Annotated in this window: 19 protein-coding genes; 11 read left to right on the forward strand and 8 right to left on the reverse strand. The window is 71.0% G+C overall.

What is annotated here, in order from left to right; translation table 11 throughout:
• The first annotated feature begins 13 nt into the window (after positions 1–13).
• The 3 genes from MKK63_RS04490 to MKK63_RS04500 all read left to right on the forward strand — a co-directional run bounded on the left by MKK63_RS04490 (position 14) and on the right by MKK63_RS04500 (position 3,001).
• Positions 14–772: a phosphatase PAP2 family protein gene (locus tag MKK63_RS04490; RefSeq protein WP_243999081.1), complete on the forward strand. Its 759-nt coding sequence runs from the start codon at positions 14–16 to the stop codon at positions 770–772.
• 139 nt (positions 773–911) lie between these two features.
• Positions 912–2,216, forward strand: coding sequence for a Gfo/Idh/MocA family protein (locus MKK63_RS04495; RefSeq protein ID WP_243999083.1), 1,305 nt, complete (start codon positions 912–914; stop codon positions 2,214–2,216).
• Positions 2,217–2,320: 104 nt separating this feature from the next.
• On the forward strand, positions 2,321–3,001 hold the full coding sequence (locus MKK63_RS04500) for a uridylate kinase (RefSeq protein ID WP_243999084.1): 681 nt from the start codon (positions 2,321–2,323) through the stop codon (positions 2,999–3,001).
• A gap of 61 nt (positions 3,002–3,062) precedes the next feature.
• Here the strand turns inward: MKK63_RS04500 and flgH are convergent, their stop codons facing one another.
• From flgH to flgF, 4 genes are all read right to left on the reverse strand, one after another.
• Entirely contained in the window at positions 3,063–3,812 is a 750-nt protein-coding gene (gene flgH, locus MKK63_RS04505; protein WP_243925240.1) for a flagellar basal body L-ring protein FlgH, read from the reverse strand.
• A gap of 45 nt (positions 3,813–3,857) precedes the next feature.
• Positions 3,858–5,027 (reverse strand): flagellar basal body P-ring formation chaperone FlgA, encoded by a 1,170-nt coding sequence (gene flgA, locus MKK63_RS04510; RefSeq protein WP_243999086.1) that lies wholly within the window; start codon positions 5,025–5,027, stop codon positions 3,858–3,860.
• 79 nt (positions 5,028–5,106) lie between these two features.
• Positions 5,107–5,898, reverse strand: a complete 792-nt coding sequence (gene flgG, locus MKK63_RS04515) for a flagellar basal-body rod protein FlgG (RefSeq protein WP_243925238.1) — start codon at positions 5,896–5,898, stop codon at positions 5,107–5,109.
• A gap of 14 nt (positions 5,899–5,912) precedes the next feature.
• A complete protein-coding gene (flgF, locus tag MKK63_RS04520) occupies positions 5,913–6,653 on the reverse strand; it encodes a flagellar basal-body rod protein FlgF (RefSeq protein WP_243999088.1) in 741 nt (246 codons plus the stop codon).
• A 253-nt stretch (positions 6,654–6,906) separates the two neighbouring features.
• Here flgF and fliL point away from each other — a divergent pair, with 253 nt between their 5' ends.
• The 5 genes from fliL to MKK63_RS04545 all read left to right on the forward strand — a co-directional run bounded on the left by fliL (position 6,907) and on the right by MKK63_RS04545 (position 10,825).
• Positions 6,907–7,458 (forward strand): flagellar basal body-associated protein FliL, encoded by a 552-nt coding sequence (gene fliL, locus MKK63_RS04525; RefSeq protein ID WP_243999090.1) that lies wholly within the window; start codon positions 6,907–6,909, stop codon positions 7,456–7,458.
• A gap of 34 nt (positions 7,459–7,492) precedes the next feature.
• Complete coding sequence (fliM, locus tag MKK63_RS04530) at positions 7,493–8,710, forward strand: flagellar motor switch protein FliM (protein ID WP_243999221.1); 1,218 nt, start codon at positions 7,493–7,495, stop codon at positions 8,708–8,710.
• Between the two features lie 19 nt (positions 8,711–8,729).
• On the forward strand, positions 8,730–9,242 hold the full coding sequence (locus MKK63_RS04535) for a DUF6468 domain-containing protein (protein ID WP_243999092.1): 513 nt from the start codon (positions 8,730–8,732) through the stop codon (positions 9,240–9,242).
• Entirely contained in the window at positions 9,239–10,108 is an 870-nt protein-coding gene (locus MKK63_RS04540; protein WP_243999094.1) for a MotE family protein, read from the forward strand. Before MKK63_RS04535 ends, MKK63_RS04540 begins: the two co-directional genes overlap by 4 nt.
• A 117-nt stretch (positions 10,109–10,225) precedes the next feature.
• On the forward strand, positions 10,226–10,825 hold the full coding sequence (locus tag MKK63_RS04545; RefSeq protein WP_243999096.1) for a cysteine hydrolase family protein: 600 nt from the start codon (positions 10,226–10,228) through the stop codon (positions 10,823–10,825).
• A 37-nt stretch (positions 10,826–10,862) separates the two neighbouring features.
• Here the strand turns inward: MKK63_RS04545 and MKK63_RS04550 are convergent, their stop codons facing one another.
• Genes MKK63_RS04550 through MKK63_RS04565 form a run of 4 tightly spaced genes read right to left on the reverse strand, consistent with a single transcriptional unit; the run spans position 10,863 to position 15,214 of the window.
• Positions 10,863–12,149, reverse strand: coding sequence for a leucine-rich repeat-containing protein kinase family protein (locus MKK63_RS04550; RefSeq protein WP_243999098.1), 1,287 nt, complete (start codon positions 12,147–12,149; stop codon positions 10,863–10,865).
• Positions 12,150–12,152: 3 nt separating this feature from the next.
• Positions 12,153–12,344: a DUF1192 domain-containing protein gene (locus MKK63_RS04555; protein ID WP_243999100.1), complete on the reverse strand. Its 192-nt coding sequence runs from the start codon at positions 12,342–12,344 to the stop codon at positions 12,153–12,155.
• 9 nt (positions 12,345–12,353) lie between these two features.
• Complete coding sequence (locus MKK63_RS04560) at positions 12,354–13,574, reverse strand: phosphopentomutase (RefSeq protein WP_243999101.1); 1,221 nt, start codon at positions 13,572–13,574, stop codon at positions 12,354–12,356.
• 2 nt (positions 13,575–13,576) lie between these two features.
• Positions 13,577–15,214, reverse strand: a complete 1,638-nt coding sequence (locus MKK63_RS04565) for an ABC transporter ATP-binding protein (RefSeq protein WP_243999103.1) — start codon at positions 15,212–15,214, stop codon at positions 13,577–13,579.
• Positions 15,215–15,307: 93 nt separating this feature from the next.
• Between MKK63_RS04565 and MKK63_RS04570 the strand changes: the two genes are divergently transcribed.
• From MKK63_RS04570 to MKK63_RS04580, 3 genes are all read left to right on the forward strand, one after another.
• Positions 15,308–16,687 carry a CoA transferase gene (locus MKK63_RS04570; protein ID WP_243999105.1) on the forward strand — a complete coding sequence of 460 codons (1,380 nt, stop codon included), beginning with the start codon at positions 15,308–15,310 and terminating at the stop codon, positions 16,685–16,687.
• Between the two features lie 252 nt (positions 16,688–16,939).
• Complete coding sequence (locus MKK63_RS04575; protein WP_409564473.1) at positions 16,940–17,851, forward strand: lytic transglycosylase domain-containing protein; 912 nt, start codon at positions 16,940–16,942, stop codon at positions 17,849–17,851.
• Between the two features lie 83 nt (positions 17,852–17,934).
• Positions 17,935–18,837 (forward strand): alpha/beta hydrolase, encoded by a 903-nt coding sequence (locus MKK63_RS04580; RefSeq protein ID WP_243999108.1) that lies wholly within the window; start codon positions 17,935–17,937, stop codon positions 18,835–18,837.
• Positions 18,838–18,872: the final 35 nt, after the last annotated feature.

Here is an 18,872-nt window from a genome sequence, read left to right on the forward strand (position 1 = left end):
CGGAGACCGGGCCGTGAGAGTCCCGGGCAACCTGCGGCACAACCGCCTGATCGAGCCCGCCACGGGGGTCTGGCTGCGGCTGCGCCTCAACGAGGTTGGGCCCCTCGTGGCGCTCCTCGGCCTCAGCATCCTGGGCTACGGATTCTTCTACCTCGCCCACGAGGTCGGCGAGGGCTCGACCGCGGCCCTCGACCGCCGGATCCTGCTGGCCCTGCGCAACCCGGCCGACCTCGCCGATCCGATCGGGCCGCCCTGGCTCGAAGAGACGATGCGCGACATCACCGGGCTGGGCAGCGTCTTCACGGTGATGTTCCTGACCTGCGCGGTGGCGGCCTATCTCGGCGTCTCCGGCCGGCGGCGGATCGGACTCTACGTGCTCGGCGCGGTGGGCAGCGGCGAGCTGGTCTCGACGGTGCTGAAGCTCTTCTACCAGCGGCCCCGGCCGGATCTCGTCCCGCACGGCATGGAGGTGTTCACCGCAAGCTTCCCCAGCGGCCACGCCACCATGTCGGCCATCGCCTATCTGACGCTGGCGACCCTGGTGGCGCGGGTGGAGCGGAACCGGCGCGCGAAGGCCCTGATGCTCGGCCTCGGCGTGAGCGTGACGCTGCTCGTCGGGATCAGCCGGATCTATCTCGGCGTCCACTGGCCAAGCGACGTCGTGGCCGGTTGGTGCATCGGGGCCGCCTGGGCCTGCCTGTGCTGGTTCGTCGCCCTGCAATTGCAGCGCCGCGGCGAGGTCGAGGCTCCGGATCCGCCGCCGCCGGCGTGATGACGGCGCATCTGCGCGCCGCGGGAAACACCGCGCGGCCCAACCGCGTTCAACGAGCGAGCGGGGCAGCCATCGGCGGTGCGTGGCCCCGCCCCCGGCGCCCCGGTGCGTCACTCCGATCAGCAAGACGGCGAGGCCCATGGCGGACGACGACACACGGCTTTCTCGACGCACCCTCCTGGCTGCCGGCAGCGCCCTGGCGGGCGCTGCGATCGGCGGCAACGGCGCGCAGGCGGCCCCTCCGGCGCCCGCGGTCCCGGCCGATACCGGCGCGGTCCAGGGCGGGAAGGTGATGTTTCCGAACTGGCGCGGATCGGGCGACCGTCCCCCGGCGCCGACCCCCGCCCCGCAGCCTCCGAGCCAGCGCGTCGGCTACTGCGTCGTCGGCCTCGGGCGCCTGAGCCTCGACGAGATCCTGCCGGCCTTCGGTGAGACCAAGCGCGCGCGGCTCGCCGCGGTGATGTCGGGCTCGCCCGACAAGGCCAAGCTCGTGGCGCGGCAGTACGGCCTGCCCGAAGACGCGGTCTACGGCTACGACGAATGGGATCGCCTCAAGGCCAATCCGGATGTCCACGCGGTCTACGTGGTGACGCCGAACGGCGTGCATCGCGACAACGTCCTGGCGGCTGCGGCCGCCGGCAAGCAGGTGCTCTGCGAGAAGCCGATGGCGGTCTCCTCGCAGGAATGCCGCGACATGATCGCGGCCTGCGCCAAGGCCAACGTCAAGCTGATGATCGCCTATCGCTGCCAGTACGAGCCGCACAACCGCGCGGTCATCAAGCTCGCCCGCACCGGGGAATTCGGCAAGCCGCGGATGATCCAGGCCTTCAACGGACAGACCACCGGCCTTCCGGAGCAGTGGCGTCTGCGCAAGGCGCTGGCGGGGGGCGGCTCGCTGCCGGATATCGGGCTCTACTGCCTCAACACGACCCGCGCGGTGCTCGGCGAGGAGCCGGACCAGATCCAGGCGCAGATCCACTCGCCGCCCGACGACCCGAAATACCGCGAGGTCGAGGAGACGGTAAGCTTCACGCTGCACTTCCCCTCCGGCGTGATCGCGCAGTGCCTGTCGAGCTACGGCGTCTACGAGGCGCGCAGCCTCACCCTGCACACGAGCAACGCGTCCATCGATCTTCAGAACGCCTTCGCCTACCAGGGCCAGCGGCTCTTCGTCGGCCACCGCGACGGCAAGAACGCGGCCCGGGACGAGCGGATCCTCAGCCCGAAGAACCAGTTCGCCCTGGAGATGGACCACTTCTCCCGGTGCATCCAGGAGAACCTGCGCCCGCGCACGCCCGGCGAGGAAGGGCTTCAGGATCAGGTGCTGATGGAGGCGATCTACGAGGCCGCCCGCACCGGCGCCCCGGTGAAGGTCGGCCCGCCGCAAGGCGCCGGTGCCGGACTCGACGTCACCCGGGGGCCGGAACCGGACGAGGCGGGTTAAGGGCACCGCCATACGGCGCGAGGCGCGGTTTGAACCACCGTCAGGTTGTCATGAAGTGACGCTACAGCTCAGCACTTTCATGCCCCAACGCGTGTGACCGGCACGTGGACAGACCTGCTTTACTGAGTGAACTGGCCAAGTGGATCGAACGTCAGCATCTTGGCCGTCCGCTTCGGGTGGGCGTCGATGGGCGAACCGCCTCCGGTAAGACGACCCTAGCCGACGAACTCTCGGGTCTACTCGCGAAGCGAGGCCGGAGCGTGATCCGAACCTCGGTCGACGGCTTCCACCGCCCGCGGGTGGAGCGATACGCTCGGGGGCGGCATTCTGCCGAGGGGTACTACCACGATGCGCGCGACCTACCCGCCATTGTCGCCCTCCTGCTGGCCCCGCTTTGGCCAGGAGGGAATCGACGCTACCGCACGGCATCCTTTGACCTAGTCGCCGATCTGCCCCTTGCACAGGAACCGGAGTCGGCCGTCGTGGATGCTATTCTGATCGTCGACGGCACCTTCCTGCAGCGACCCGAATTACGTGACTACTGGGATGTGGCCCTCTTCGTGCGTGCCTCGGCTGCGACGGCGGAGGCACGCGGGCTCAGTCGAGATGCGGCCAAGCTCGGGGGCGAAGCTGCGGCGCGTGATCTGTACGCGCAGCGCTACCGTCCAGCCTATGCGCTGAACGAGCAGATCGCTGAGCCGGAGGCGAATTGCGACGCGATCATCGACAACGACAATCTCGACCAACCCCAGCTTCATATCCGGGCAAAGGCACGTTCGATCTGAGCACGTCCGCTTCCCTATCTGACCGGACATCTCCACGGCCGATCTGCTTCAGGTTGCCGCCTCAGAACGGCAGCAGGATATCCACGATCTGCTGGCCGTAGCGCGGCTGCTGCACGTCGGTGATCTGGCCGCGGCCGCCATAGGCGATCCGGGCCTGGGCGATCTTGGCCGAGTCGATGGTGTTGTCGGATTCGATGTCCTCCGGCCGGACCACGCCGGCCACCACCATCTCGCGGATCTCGAAATTGACCCGGATCTCCTGCTTGCCCTCGACCACGAGGTTGCCGTTGGGCAGAACCTGGGTGACCACCGCGGCAACGTTGGTCGTCACGGTCTCGGCCCGCTGGACCGAGCCGGCGCCGTCATTGGCGGTCGCCGAGGTGGCGGCGAGCAACGCCGTGCCGCCCACGCCGAGCGACTTGCCGACCGCGTTGTTCTCAAGGCCCAGGGCGTTCGGCAGCCCGAAGCTCTCGGTGTTGGCCCGGCTCCGCTTGGTCTCGTTGCTGATGTTGGCCTGATCGGTGACGTTGACCTTCACGGTCAGGATGTCGCCGAGCCGGGCGGCGCGCTGGTCCTTGAAGAAAGCGCGTGAGCCGGTGCGCCAGAGCGAATTCGGCGCGTAGGAGACCGGCTGCACGTCGGGCATCGGCATCCGCACCGGCTTGTAGCCGGGCTGCGTGGTCGGGTCCTCGATCGCCGACAGGGCCGGGGTGGCGCCGACCTGCGAGAGCCGGTCGGCGGTGTTGCAGGCGCCGAGCGCGCCGGCGATCAGCGCGGCGGCGAGCGGCTTCAGGGCGATGCGAGGGGCCATCGGGGACTCTTCCGGGATACTCGTGAACGCGTGCGGAGCGGGCATTCAGCGCAAGGAGGCGGTCGCCTGGAGCGGGGCGGCGGCTGCCTGTTGTTGCTGGGGCGCGGGGCCGGGGCCGACCGAGACCCGGCCGGGGCCGATCACGGTCGCCTGCAGGACCTTCTGCGAGGCGGTGTTGACGACGTTGACGACGGCACCGAGCCGCCCGCCCTGGTTGGCGAGGCCACGCATCGCGAGGCTGACGCTCGGCGTCTCGTACACAATGGTCACGTTCTCGCCCCGCGCGACCAGCTCGGGCGGGGCCGTGTCGCTGATCCGGAGCACGGTCCCGGCCGCCAGCGCGTGCTGGGCGACCTCGCCGACGACGGCGCCGGCGTTCGCCTGCGCGTCCGCCGGGACGGCGTCGCGCGGCCGGCGTTCCAGGGCGAAATCCCCTTCCTTCACCGCTTCGCCGCGGTCGAGATTGCGGGCGAGCAAAGCCACCTCGCGCATCTCGAGAACCACGCCGGAGACGCGCAGCGACGCCTGCCGCTCGCCGAGGCTGACCAGGCCCGCAACCCGGCGGGAGCGCGGATCGTAGCTCAGGTCGAGGGCCGCGGCCTGGCCCGCGAGGTCGGCCGGGGCCAGGAGCGTCGGGCCGTCACCGTCGAACCGGACCGACAGGATGCGCGGATCGAGGCCGTAGCCGGTCTCCAGCCCGTGCTTGAGCGCGGCCTCGATCTCCAGCGGGCCGATGCGGCGGGCGGCCCGCTGGACCGCGATCTGCATGCGGCCGCCGGTCTCCAGGCCGGTGAGGCCGAGGGCGGCGGCGGCCTCAACGATCCGGCGGCTCTGGATCGTCCCGGTGGCCCCCAGCGCGGGCGCACGGAACAGCGGCCGCGCGGCGAGCGCCGTCGGCGCCCCCTCCACGAGGTCGGCCAGCGTCAGCACGTCGCCGCGGGCGGTCACGTCGCCGCGCAGGCGCAGGCCCTCGGCCCGCGCCATGGCGGGGATCGCCAGCGCGCCGAGCGTCGCGAAGGCCAGCACGGCCAGCACCGTGCGGAGCACCACGGCCATGCCGAGGGGCGCGACCCGCGGGCGCGCATGGCGGACGATCGGGCTGAGGTCGCTCTCGTCCGCCGCCGTGCTGACGAGCGGCAGGATGGCCGCCTCGAAGGCGGGGTCCGAGAAGGCGGGGTCCGGGAAGGCGGGGTTCTGGTGCAGGCCGGCATACATCGTCGGGAACCTGAGCGTTGATTGTCTGATCGGCATCGTCATCCGCCGGAGGCCGACGGCCACCGTTCGGGGCGATGCGTTAGCCGCGGAACATCTGCGAGGCGGTCGAGAGCATCTGGTCGGCCGCGGTGACGACCTTCGAGTTCATCTCGTAGGCGCGCTGGGCCGCGATCAGCGACGAGATCTCCGTGACGGCGTTCACGTTGGCCTCTTCCAGATAGCTCTGCTGGAGGTTGCCGAAGCCCTCGGACCCCGGCAGCGCGCTGATCGCCGGGCCGGAGGCGGCGGTCTCCACGAACAGGTTGTCGCCGATCGATTCGAGGCCGACCTTGTTGACGAAGCGCGAGAGCTGGAACTGGCCGAGCGCCTGGGGCGCGGTCTGGCCCGGCAGCGTCGCCTGCACGGCGCCGGTGGCGCTGATCGTCACCGAGGTCGCGGTCTGCGGCACGGTGATCGCCGGATCGAGCAGGTAGCCGTCGCGGGTGACGAGCTGGCCCGTGGCCGAGAGGTCGAAGGAGCCGTCCCGGGTGTAGCCGGTGCGGCCGTCCGGCATCGTCAGCCGAAAGAAGCCCTCGCCACGGATGGCGACGTCGTAATCCTTCTCGGTCGAGGTGAGCGTGCCCTGCGACATCACCCGGGCCGTCGAGGTCGTCTTCACGCCCGAGCCGATCGCCAGCCCGGCGGGGAGCTGCGTGTTCTGCTCGGAGGTCGAGGAGCCGGCCCGGCGCAGGTTTTGATAGAGCAGATCCTGGAAATGGACCTGCTGGCGCTTGTAGCCGGTGGTGCGCAGGTTCGCGATGTTGTTGGAGATGACCTGGACGTTCAGTTCCTGGGCCGCCATGCCGGTGGCGGCGGAGTAGAGGGCGCGCATCGCTCGAGGCCCCCTTAGGCGACATTGGCGAGGCGGCTGATCGCCGAGCCCCGCAAATCGTCGAGGCGCGAGATCATGCTCGACACCATGGTGTAGGTGCGGTTCACGTCCATCAGCCGGGTCATCTCGAGCACCGGGCGGACGTTGGAGCGCTCCAGCGCCCCGGCCTCCAGGCGGCCGTCGAGCCCGGCCGGTTGGCCCGCCTCCCCCGAGGCGAACAGGTTGCCCCCCTCGTTGGTGAGTTGCTGCGGGTTGGCGAAGCTGACGAGCTTGATCCGGCCGCGGATGCCGAGGTTGGTCGAGACCGTGCCGTCGGCTCCGATGGCCAGACCGGTCTCCTGCGCATTGATGGAGATCGGGCCGCCGTCGCCCGCGACGGGGTAGCCGTCGCTGGTCACCAGGGTGCCCTGCGGGTTGATCTCGAAGGCGCCGTTGCGGGTGTAGCGCTCGCCCTGGGGCGTCTGCACGGCGATGAAGGCCGAGCCCTTGACGGCGACGTTGAGCGGGTTGCCGGTCTGCTCGACCGGGCCCTGGCCGAGGTCGAGGGTGGTGCCCTGGTCGATGACGTAGGAGAGGCGCCGGTCCGGGCGCGCGAAGGAATCCGCGCTCGCCACCGGCATCAGGTACTCCTGGAAGCGGCTGCTGCGGGACTTGAACCCGTTGGTCGAGACGTTCGCCATGTTGTTGGCGATCACGTCCAGCTCGCGCTGGAGCGCCACTTGGCTAGATACGCCGATGAAGAGGGCATTCTGCATCGTGAACTCTGGGACTCGCCGCCGCGGTGGCGGCAACGATCCATTCAGCATGCGCCGTGCCAGTGGCGACGGATCTGATTTCGCAATTCATTATAACGACTTAGGTCGGAGTCTGTTGACCCTGGCGGCAGGTCGCGGTTGTGCTGCGGCAATCCTCGCCCGGCAGCAATTGCCGGCTTAACGGCGCGTTAACCCTGATGCTTCGATATCGGGCCGTACCCGAGCGCGGATATCCGCGAGAGAGCATTATTCCATGGCCAAGACGCCCAAGAAGGCCTCTTCCGAGGAGGGCGAGGCCGGATCCGCCACCGCCCCGAAGGGCAAGAAGAAGCTCATGATCATGGTAGCCGCCGCGGTCTTGCTGCTCGGCGGCGGCGGGGGCGCCTTCCTGATGATGGGCCGCGGCGGACATGGCGACGGCGCGGAGGCTGCCGGGGATTCCCACGGGGGCGGGCATGGCGGTGGCGACAAGGCCGGCCCGGACGGCAAGAAGCCGGTCGTTTTCGTCGAAGTCCGCGAGATGATGCTGAACCTCAGCCCCGATCTGCCGCAGGACAAGACCAAGTACGCCAAGGTCCGCCTCGCCCTCGAACTCAAGGATGCCAAGGTCGAGGAGGAAGTGAAGCCGATGATGCCGCGCGTCGAGGACGCGCTGCAGGTCTACATGCGCGAGCTGCGCCCCAGCGACCTCACCAGCTCGCTCGGTCTGTTCCGGCTGCGCGAGGAGCTGCTGCGCCGCGTGAACATCGCCCTCTATCCGGCCCGGGTCGAGGCGGTGTTGTTCAAGGACGTGATCGTCCAGTGACCCTACCCCTTCCCGTCACCCTTTCGGCGCACGCCTGATGGAACCCGAGGACGAACTCCCCGAGGACGACTGGTCGGCGGCCCTGCTGGAGCAAGGCGCCGAGGGCGGCGACTCGTCGCTCGCCGAGGAATGGGGCGCGGCGCTTGCCGAGCAGGGCACCACGCGCAGCGCCGGAGACGTCGCCGCCGAATGGGCGACGATGATCGAGGACGGGGAGAGCGACAACCTCCCCGAACTCGCCGGCAACGACCGGGTGCTGAACCAGGACGAGATCGACGGCGTCCTCGGCTTCTCCATGCGCGAACTCTCGGCCTCCGGGGCCGGAGGCGTGCAGGCCATCGTCGATTCAGGCGTCGTCCAGTACGAACGCCTGCCGATGCTGGAGATCGTCTTCGACCGGATGATCCGGTTGCTGTCGACCTCCCTGCGCAACCTGTTCCAGGACAACGTCGAGGTCACGCTCGACAACATCACCTCGGTGCGCTTCGGCGACTACCTCAACGCGATCCCGCTGCCGACCCTGCTCGGCGTGTTCCGGGCCGAGCAATGGGAGAATTCCGGCCTCGTCACGGTCGATTCCAACCTCGCCTACGCGACCTTCGACCTGCTGCTGGGCGGTAAACGCGGCGGCACGTCGAGCCGCCTCGACGGGCGGCCGTTCACCGCCATCGAGATGACGCTGGTGCGCCGTCTCGTTGAGATCGTTCTGGGCGACCTGGAGTTGTCTTTCCAGCCGCTTTCCCCCGTGACCTTCGGGATCGACCGGATCGAGACCAACCCGCGCTTCGCCACGATCACGCGGCCGGGCAACGCCGCGATCCTGATCAGCCTGCGCCTCGATGTCGACGGGCGCGGCGGCATGCTGCAGATCCTGTTCCCCTACGCCACGATCGAGCCGATCCGGGAACTGCTCACCCAGAGCTTCATGGGCGAGAAGCTCGGCCGCGACCACGTCTGGGAGGGCCACCTCGCCACCGAGATCTGGCAGGCCGACGTGACCATGGAGGCGGTGCTGCACGAGATGATGCTGCCGTTGAAGCAGGTCATGAACCTCAAGGTCGGCGAGACGCTGATGTTCGACGCCAAGCCGTCGGACCTGATCACCGTGCGCTGCGGCGACTGGGCTCTGACGCAGGGACGGATCGGCCGGGTCGACGGCCACATCGCCGTGCAGGTCACCCGCCCGCTGCGGCGCTCGCGCACGACGATCCAGGCCTACGAGGCCTCGATGAACAACCGGTCGGACAATTAGGGTCGTTGAGGGTGCCGTCATGAGTCTCTTCGTCACCCTCGCCGCCGATATTCTGGTGGCGGTCCTGCTGGCGGCGACGATCGTCACCTCCCTGCGCCTGTCCCGCCGGATCGGTCAGCTCAAGGGCGACGAGGCGGCCCTGCGCCAGACCATCGGCGATCTGATGGTGGCGACCGGGTCGGCCGAGCGCGCCATCGCGGGCCTGCGCGCCGCCATCGACGATGCCGATCGCACCCTCAATGCCAGCCTGGACTCCGCGGCTGCCCGATCCGCCGAGCTGAAGCTGCAGGTCGAGGCCGGCGAGACGGTGGTGACGCGCATCGGCGCCATCGTGGCGCAGATGCGCACGGTGCCGGCCCGGCCGGAGCCGGCGCCTGTCCCTGCCGCACAAATCGTGACCGAGCCCGAGGTTCAGCCCCTGCGTCGATCGGAGCCGTCGAGCCCGAACGGGGAGCGGCTTGGGGCCGCCGCCGCGGCAGCACTGGCGATGAGTGAGCGCGCGCTGGCCCGCGTCCGGGCGCGCGCCGCGTGACCGGGGTCAAGGCTCCGAAGATTCCGCCGCCGAAACCAGATCCCGAGGCGAAGATTCGCCGCGCCGGTACGGCGCTGCGCAGCGCGCCTCCCAAGCCGGTGCGCCCCAAGCCGGCATCAACGAGGCGGCTGCGTCTCGTCGATGCCGTCGCGCTGGCGGCGGCGGGGCTCCTTGTCCTCAAGCTGCTCAGCTTGATCCAGGTCGGCCTTCCGGAGAGCGGCGCGCTGCCGGATTACGGACGGGCGGTGGCCCGCGCCCGCACCGGTTTCGACATCCCCGACCCCGTCACCACGGGCTCGGTGGGCGGCAAGGAAGAGAAGGCCGCTCCCGCCGAGAAGCCAGCCGAGAAGCCCCCGGAGGCGCCGCCCGCCGCACAGGGCCCGGTCTCGCCCACAGAGCGCGTGCTCCTGGAAAAGCTCGGCGCCCGGCGCGACGCCCTGCGCGAGAAGAGCGACGAGCTGGATCTGCGCGAGAAGATGCTGGGCGAAGCCGAGCGGAAGCTCGAAACCGGCCTCGGCGATCTCAAGAAGGCCGAGGATAAGGTCGAGACGGTCGCCAAGGCGAAGGAGGATGCCGAGAAGCAGGGGCTCAAGAACATCGTCACGATGTACGAGTCGATGAAGCCCAAGGACGCCGCCCGGGTGTTCGACCGGCTCGGCCACGACGTGCTGGTGCCGATCGTGCTGGCGATGAACCCGCGCAAGATGGCCGAGGTGCTGGCCGTGATGCAGCCCGAGACCGCCGAACGCCTGACCGTGGCGCTGGCCAATCGCGCCCGCGGCACCGGCGGTGCGCAGGCCCAGGCCGGTGCGGGGCTCCCGGCGGGCGAATTGCCGGCGATCGATCCGGGGGTGCCGGGTCGGTAGCATCACGCGGCCAGCCGACAGAGCCTGCGATACACCTTTGACCGATGGTGCCGATCCGTCGACGCGGTATAGCATTCGGCGAAACCGCGCTGGCCGCGCTTTCTTGGGAGACCCCGAATGTCCGAACTCGCAACCCTGCGCGGCTTGTCGGGCCTCAGCCCGGAGCCCCCTGCCCTGAAGGGCGCGGCGCTCGTGCTCATCGATCTGCAGCAGACCTACCGCGAGGGGATCATGCGCCTCGACGGCGTCGAGCCGGCGATCCGCGAGGCGGCGGATCTGCTGGCCCGGGCGCGCGCGGCCGGCATCCCGGTCTTCCACATCCGCCACGATGCCGGGCCGGGCTCGCCCTACGACGTCACCGCACCGATCGGCCAGATCAGCCCGGAGGTGGCGCCGCAGGGCGACGAGCCGGTGATCACCAAGGCTTACCCGAGTTCCTTCGTGGGCACGGATCTCCAGGCGCAACTGGAGGCGGCGGGCGTGAAGGACGTCGTCCTGGCCGGCTTCATGACGCATATGTGCGTGAATTCCACCGCCCGCAGCGCCTTCAACCTCGGCTTCCGCCCGACCGTCGTGGCCTCCACCACGGCGACGCGGGACCTGCCCGGGCCGGACGGGTCCGTGGTGCCCGCCGCCCAGCTCCAGGCGGCGAGCCTCGCCGCGCTCGGCGACCTGTTCGCCGTGGTGGCACGCCGGCAGGCCGACATCCCCGACTGAGGCTTTCAGGCTGAGATCCGCAGGGCGGCCGCAGGGCTCAGCTCGCTATCCGCGCCAGCGCGGCCACCACCTCCTGCAGGGCGGGCCGCAGGGCCGGGTCGGGCTGCGTGCAGCTCTGTTCCAGAGACCGCAGCTCCGCGGGCGGCGCATCGCAGCGGTCGAGCAGCTCGCCGAGCAGGATCCCCATCGCCCGCGCCTCGATCCGCGCGAGCGCCGCGCCGGCCGGCCCGTCCGGCAGCGCCGAGGCGGCGCCGAAATCGCTGAGCACGGCCGCGCCGGTTCCGGCCTCCCAGAGCGTGTTGTGCGCGTAGAGATCGCCATGGATCAGGCCGCGCTTGTGCAGATGGGCTGCCGCCTCCGCGACGGATCGCGCGATCCGCAGGGCCCGCTCCGGATCGAGCTTGAGATCCGGAGCGTAGACGTCGCGGCTGCAGCTCGCGAGGCTCGGCGGCCCGGCCAACACGCGCCAATCCGGCGGGAGGAGCCGGAGCAGAAGCCCCTCGGTCCCGTCGGGATGGCCGTCGAGCCGGCCGAGCGCCCCGGTCAGCGCCGGATGCGTGCCGGCGGCGAGGCAGGCCTCCATCTCGCGGGCGGGCAGGCCGTCGCTCGTCATCGCGCCCTTGAACAGCTTCAGCGCCACGGCTTGCCCGCGCCAGACCGCCCGGTGGACCCGGCCCGAGGCCCCCTCCCCCAGCAACGCGCCGACCTCCAGCTCCCCCCACGGCACCCGCGTCGCCGGGGTCGGTTCCGTCACGGGCTCGGCGGGGTTGCCCGCATAGGCGATCCAGGCGAGGCGCGGCAGGCGCGTCAGCCAGGGCGGCAGCGCGCCGAGCCGGTTGCAGGCGAGCCGAATCAATTCGAGGTTGTCGGCCGCCGACAGGCTGTCGGGCAGCGTCGCGATCCGGTTGCCGGCCAGCATCAGTTTTTGCAGGCGCGGCCGCTCCCCGAGCGCCGCCGGCAGGGTCTCGATCCGGTTGTCGGTGAGCGTCAGCCAGCGCAGGTCGCGCGGCAGCGCCTCGGCCGGCACCTCCGCGATGCCGCAGCCGCGGAAGCCGAGCTGGCTCAAGGCCGGGCAATCGCCCAGCACCGGTGGCAGGCGTTCGAACGGGTTGCCCAAGGCGAACAGCACCCGCAGGTGGCGCAGCCGCCCGAGATCCGCCGGCAGGTCGGTCAGGCCGCCGCGGCCGAAGTCCAGCACCTCCAGGGTGTCGGCCAGCGCGAAGACCTCCGGAGGCACCTCCGTCAGCCCGTCGGGCAGGCGCAATTCGCGGGCGCCGTCGAGGTCGCCGCGCCGCAGGGCGGCCAGCGTTTCGGTCCGGTCCAAGCCTCAGCCCCGCTTGAAGAAGGCGTCGGCCGCCCCCTGCGCCGCCTGCTTGGCCGCCCGTGCCGCCTCGATCCGGGCGATTTCCGCCCGCAGGAGCGCGATGCGTTCGTCGAGATCCGCGAGCGACAGGGTATCGAGCGGCTGACCGATCTCGTGTGCGACGGCCTTGCGCGGCCGGTCGTCGTCGTCCCGCATCGTGTCCTCCTACAGGAAGGGTGTTCCGGCGCCGTCCCAGGGCAGGCGCAGATGGGCCGCCAGCGTGGCGCCGATATCGGCAAGACTGTCCCGCCGGCCGATGGAGCGGCCGGCCACGCCGGGGCCGAAGGCCAGGATCGGCACCTGCTCGCGGGTGTGGTCGGTTCCGGTCCAAGTCGGGTCGTTGCCGTGATCGGCGGTGATGAACGCGAGATCGCCGGGCCGGAGCGCCGTCCTGATCTCGAAGACCCGGGCGTCGAACGCTTCGAGTTCGGCGGCGTAGCCCGGCACGTCCCGGCGGTGGCCGTGCTCGGTGTCGAAATCCACGAGGTTGACGAAGATCAGGCCGCCATCCGGCAGATCCTTCAGCGCGTCGAGCCCCGCCGTCAGGCAGGCGGCGTTGGGGCCCGGCTTGAGCTCCCGGCCCGTGGCCCGGTGGGCGAAGATGTCGCCGATCTTGCCGACGCTCACCACGGCGCGGCCCGCCGCCTCGGCCCGGTCGAGCAGGGTGACGCCCGGGGGCTCGACCGCGAAGTCCTTGCGGTTGCCGGTGCGGCGGAAGCCCGCCTCCGCCGAGCCCACAAAGGGCCGGGCGATCACCCGGCAGATACGGTAGGGGTCGCACAGGCGCCGCGCCACCCGGCACAGGTCATAAAGCCGCTCCAGCCCGAAGGCCTCCTCGTGGGCGGCGATCTGGAACACGCTGTCGGCGGAGGTGTAGCAGATCGGCCGGCCGGTCCGGACATGCTCGGCGCCAAGTTCGTCGATGATGGCGACGCCCGGCGCGTGCCGGTCGCCCAGGATGCCGGGCAGCCCGCCCTCCGCTACGAGCGCCTGGGTGAGTTCAGGCGGGAAGGCCGGTTGCGTTTCGGGAAAGTGGCCCCAAGGCTTCGATAGGGGCAGGCCGGTGATTTCCCAATGGCCCGACGGCGTGTCCTTGCCGGCGGCTCTCTCCACGGCATGCCCGTAGGCGCCTTCGGGCTCGCCCATGGGCGCAAGACCGGACGGGATCCGGCCCGAGGCCCCGGCGGCTGCCAGCCCGAGCCCGAGGGCGGCGAGGTGCGGCAGGCGCAGCGGGCCGGCGCGGAGCCCCGCCCGGTCGCCGCGTCCGGCCGCGCAGGCTTCCGCGATGTGGCCGAGCGTGTCGGAACCGGCATCGCCGTAGGCTTCGGCATCCGGCGCGCCGCCGATCCCGACGGAATCGAGGACGATGAGCAGCGCACGTGGCACGGTCAGGCGGGCTCCAGCTCGGTCGGCGCGTCGCTGTCGAGCGCGAAGGCGGCCTTGAACAGCGCCCGTGTGTAGGCGGTCTGCGGATCGGAAAAGATCGTCTCGGCGGGGCCTTCCTCGACCACGCGGCCGTTCTGCATCACCATCACGTAGTTGGCGAGCGCCCGCACCACCTTCAGGTCGTGGCTGATGAACAGGTAGGCGAGGCCACGCTCCCGCTGAAGGTCGCGCAACAACGTCACGATCTGCGCCTGGACCGAGCGGTCGAGCGCCGAGGTGGGCTCGTCGAGCACGACGAAGCGCGGGTTCAGCACGATCGCCCGGGCGATGGCGATTCGCTGGCGCTGGCCGCCGGAGAATTCGTGCGGGTAGCGGTCCATGGCGGCCGGGTCGAGTCCGACATCGGTGAGCGCCTTCGAGACCACGGCCCGGCGCTCGGCCCGCGAGCGCACGGCGCCCTGAACCACCAGCCCCTCCGCCACGATATCGGCCACCGACATGCGCGGCGAGAGCGAGCCGTAGGGATCCTGGAAGACCACCTGCATGTCTTTTCGCAGGGGCCGCATCTGCGCCACGGAGAAGCCATCGACGGCTTGGCCGAGGAACACGATCGGTCCCTCCGAGGCGGTCAGCCGCAGCAGGGCGAGGCCGAGCGTGGTCTTGCCGGAGCCGGATTCGCCCACGACCCCCACGGTCTCTCCGGCGCGGACCTTGAGCGAGACCCCGTCCACCGCCTTGACGTGGCCGACGACCCGCCGGAGCAGGCCCGCCTTCAGGGGGAACCAGACCTTCAGCGGCCCGGCCTCAAGCAGCGGCGCGGCATCGGCCGGGACCGGGTTGGCTCGGCCCTTCGGCTCGGAGGCGATCAGGCGGCGGGTGTAGGCGTGCTGCGGATTGGCGAAGACCGACTTGGTCGCGCCGGCCTCCACGATCTTGCCCTTGAGCATCACGCAGACCCGGTCGGCGATCCGCTCGACGATGCCGAGATCGTGGGTGATGAACAGCATCGCCATGCCGAGCCGCTTCTGCAGGTCGGCGAGTAGCGCCAGGATCTGCGCCTGAACGGTGACGTCCAAAGCCGTGGTCGGCTCGTCGGCCACGAGCAGGTCCGGCTCGCAGGCCAGCGCCATGGCGATCATCACCCGCTGGCGCTGGCCGCCGGAGAGTTCGTGCGGATAGGCGCCCATGCGGCTCTCCGCGTCGCGCAGGCCGACGAGGTCGAGGAGTTCGAGGATCCGCCGCCTGGCCGCCTTGCCGGAGAGCCCGCGATGGAGGCCCAGCACCTCGCCGATCTGCCGCGCGATCGTGTGGAGCGGGTTCAGCGAGGTCATGGGTTCCTGGAACACCATGGTGATGTCGGCGCCGCGGACATCGCGCATCGCGCGTTCCGGCAGACTCGTGAGGTCGCGGCCCTTGAACAGGATCCGCCCGTCCTGGCGCGCGGCCCCATCGAGCAGCCGCAGGATCGCCAGCGCCGTCACGGATTTGCCGGAACCCGATTCGCCGACCAGCGCCAGGGTCTCGCCGCGCCGGATGGTGAAGCCGATGCCGTCGACCGCCCGGGTCTCGCCCTCCCGTGAGCGGAAGGCCACGGACAGGTCCTCGACGGCGAGGAGCGGCTGGGATTCATCCAACGTCATGCGGCTCCTTATAGCGCGCCGGGCCGGCGGCCCTAGTCTATCCTGCTACGACGAAGGTCCGCCGGGCCCAGGCGGATCGCGCGGGAGATCGCGATGACGGATGGCGCCCACGCTTTCGCGGCCCGGATCTGGCAGGCGCTCGACGGGCCGCCCGGCGCCCTCGACACGCTGCATGTCACCGGGACCGGCGCCCTGCCCTCCGCCTTCGCGGTGAGCGATCTGGCGGCCGGCTCGGTCGGGGCGGCCGCGTTGGCGCTCGCGGAGGTCGCGGGGCTGACCGGTCCGGTCACTGTGAACCGGCGTCTCGCCGCGTTCTGGTTCGCGCGGTCGCTGGAGCCCGAGGGCTGGCCCGTGCCCGACCCCTGGGATCCCGTCGCGGGGGACTACGAGACCCGGGACGGCTGGATCCGGCTCCACACCAACGCGCCGCATCACCGGGCGGCGGCCGAGCGCGTGCTCGGCGCCCAGGCGGATCGCGCCGGCATGGCGCGGGCGGTGTCGGGCCGGGCCAAGGCTGAGCTTGAGGCTGCGATCCTGGCCGAGGGCGGGTGCGCGGCCGAGATGCGCGGCCTCGCCGACTGGGCGGCGCATCCGCAGGGCCGCGCGGTGGCGGCCGAGTCGCTGGTGCAGGTCGATCCGAGCGATGACCGATCGGCATCGGCCTGGGTCCCCCGGCCCGGGCGACCGCTCGCCGGCCTGCGCGTCCTCGACCTGACGCGGGTGATCGCCGGGCCGGTGGCGACGCGCTTTCTCGCGGGTTTCGGGGCGGATGTGCTGCGGATCGACCCGCCCGATTGGAGCGAGGCTCCCATCGAGCCCGAGATGACCCTCGGCAAGACCTGCGCGCGGCTGGACCTGCGCCGCGCCGCCGACCGGGTGACCTTCGAGGCGCTGCTCGCGGGGGCGGACGTGCTGGTCCACGGTTATCGGCCGGGGGCCCTGGACGGCCTCGGATACGGGGCGGAGGCTCGGCGATCCCTCGCGCCGGGTCTCGTGGAGGTCTGCCTTGACGCCTATGGCTGGACCGGCCCCTGGGCCGGACGGCGCGGGTTCGACAGCCTCGTACAGATGAGCACCGGCATCGCGCAGGCCGGCCAGGCGTGGAAGCAAGCCGCCAAGCCGGTGCCGCTGCCGGTCCAGGCGCTCGACCACGCGACAGGCTACATGATGGCCGCAGCGGTTCTGCGGTTGCTGGCGCGCCGGCTCGCCGACGGGGCCGGGGGCGGGGCGCGGCTGTCTCTCGCCCGCACGGCTGCGTTGCTGATCGCAGCCGGTCCGGCCGAATCGGAGCCCGCCTGCCCGGCCGCGTCGCCGGAGGATCTGGCGCCCGAGATCGAGGCGACGTCATGGGGACCGGCGCGGCGGCTGCGGACGCCGGTGGAGGTGGCCGGCGTTTCGATGCGCTGGGCGCGGGCGGCGCGCCGTCTCGGGGATGATGCACCGGCTTGGTCAGCCGATGGCGTGGCGACTTGAGGGCGCCGCCTCCCGTGCTGGGTCCCGGGACGCATTCCGCTGGCGCTGCATGCGCCCGGGAAAGGGCGTCGCGCAGATCGGATAAAACGCGACGCCCTGTCCCGAACAGGTGGAGCGTCAGCGGAACCTGATCCGGGAGGCCGCACAAGACCAGGCCGCGTCGCAGCTCGACCGGACCACATCTCAGAGCCCCATGCGGCCACCAGCATCGATTGATCCGCAACCGAAGGTCGCTACAACGCCGGTGTGACTATCGCACGCCTGCGCCGCGGCGCCCTCCTCGCCCTCTTCTGCGTTACGGCGCACCCGGCTCAGGCCGTCCCCTCCGAGGGGGCGACCGAGACCGTGGAGCAGGCGCTGTGCCGCCTGATCGACGAATCCGCAAAGGCCCGCAGCCTGCCGGTGCCGTTCCTGACGCGGCTGATCTGGCGCGAGAGCAGTTTTCGCGTGGGCGTCGTCAGCCGGGCCGGGGCGCAGGGTGTCGCCCAGTTCATGCCCGGGACGGCCCGGGAGCGCGGCCTCCTCGACCCGTTCGACCCCGAGCAGGCGATCCCGCACGCCGCCCACCTGCTGGCGGATCTCAAAACCCAGTTCGGCAATCTCGGCCTCGCGGCGGCGGCCTATAACGGCGGCGCGGGCCGGGTGAGCAAATGGCTCGCGGGCGATGGCGGCCTGCCCGAGGAGACCCGCGCCTACGTGGCCGCCATCACGGGCGTCCCGGCCGACGCGTGGCGGACCGGCCCCGGCAAGGCGATCGAGTACCCGGAGGGCGGCGCACCGGAAAAGCCTGACGCGAAGGACGCCAAGGCGGCCAAGCCGGAGGCGCCGCAGACCTGCCTGCAGGTCACCGCCAGCCTGCGCATCCCGTCCCGCGGCGACCGCTTCGCGCTGGGTGCCAACGAGGGCCCGGCCGCCCCCTGGGGCATCCAGCTCGCCGGCAATTTCTCCAAATCCCTGGCGCTTCAAAGCTTCAACCGGGCGCGGAGCACCTATGCGGGCGTGATCGGCGAGGTGCGGCCAATGATCATCGGGACGCGGCTGCGCAACCGCGGCACCCGGGCCTTCTACCGGATCCGCATCCCGGCCCAGAGTCGGCAGGCCGCCGACGACCTGTGCGGCCGCATCCGGAAGGTCGGCGGCGCCTGCTTCGTGCTGCGGACCTGATTTTTCGCGCTTCGCCGCGCGAGCGTCATCAATCCGCCCCGAGAGCGGTGCCGTATGCTCCTGTCGCGACAACCGGACGGGATATGACACGACTCCTCACTGCGCTGGCCAGCCTGCTCTGCCTCGGACTCGCAGCGTTCGGCCTCAACGCCGCCTCGCCGCTCGCCCTGTTCGACGCGATCGGCCCGCGCGATCCCGGCGGGCGCCTCGCCGCGAAGGATCAGGCCTTCGGCGAAGGGCCCCGGCGGCGCCTCGACGTCTACGTCCCCACGGCGGGCGCCGAGAACGCTCCGGTGCTGGTCTTCTTCTACGGCGGCTCTTGGCAGAGCGGCGCGAAGGACGATTACGCCTTCGTCGGGCATGCGCTCGCCGCCCAGGGCTTCGTCACGGTGCTGCCCGACTACCGGCTCTATCCGGAGACCGCCTTCCCGGGCTTCCTGGAAGACGGGGCGGCGGCACTGGCCTGGGTGCGCGACAACATCGCAGCCTTCGGCGGCGACCCGCGCCGGATCGTACTGGCGGGCCATTCGGCCGGCGCCTACAACGCCCTGATGCTCGGCCTCGACCCGCGCTACGTGATGGCGGCGGGCGTCGATCCCAAGGCGATCAAGGCGGTGGCCGGCCTGTCGGGCCCCTACGATTTCCTGCCGCTCGATCAGGACACGACCCTCAAGGTGTTCGGCAAGGCGCCCGATCTGGCCGCGACCCAGCCGGGCAGCTTCGTCGGCCCGCTCTCGCCCCCCGCCTTCCTGGCGTCCGGCGAAGCCGACACGGTGGTGAAGCCCCGCCACACGGTGAGCCTCGCCGCCCGCCTGCGCGCCGAGCACGTGCCCGTGCAGGAGCGGATCTATCCGGGCCTCGACCACAAGGACACGCTGCTCGCCCTGTCGGTGACCTTCCGCTCCAAGGCGCCGGAACTCGCCGAGATGGCGGCGTTCCTGATGCGCCAATCCGCCGGTCGGACCCAGTACACGATGCGGCGCTGAGGGCGGCAGGCGTTCGTCAAGGTTATCGCGCGATC

It is taken from the genome of Methylobacterium sp. J-088, assembly GCF_022829295.1.
Taxonomy (GTDB): Bacteria; Pseudomonadota; Alphaproteobacteria; order Rhizobiales; family Beijerinckiaceae; genus Methylobacterium.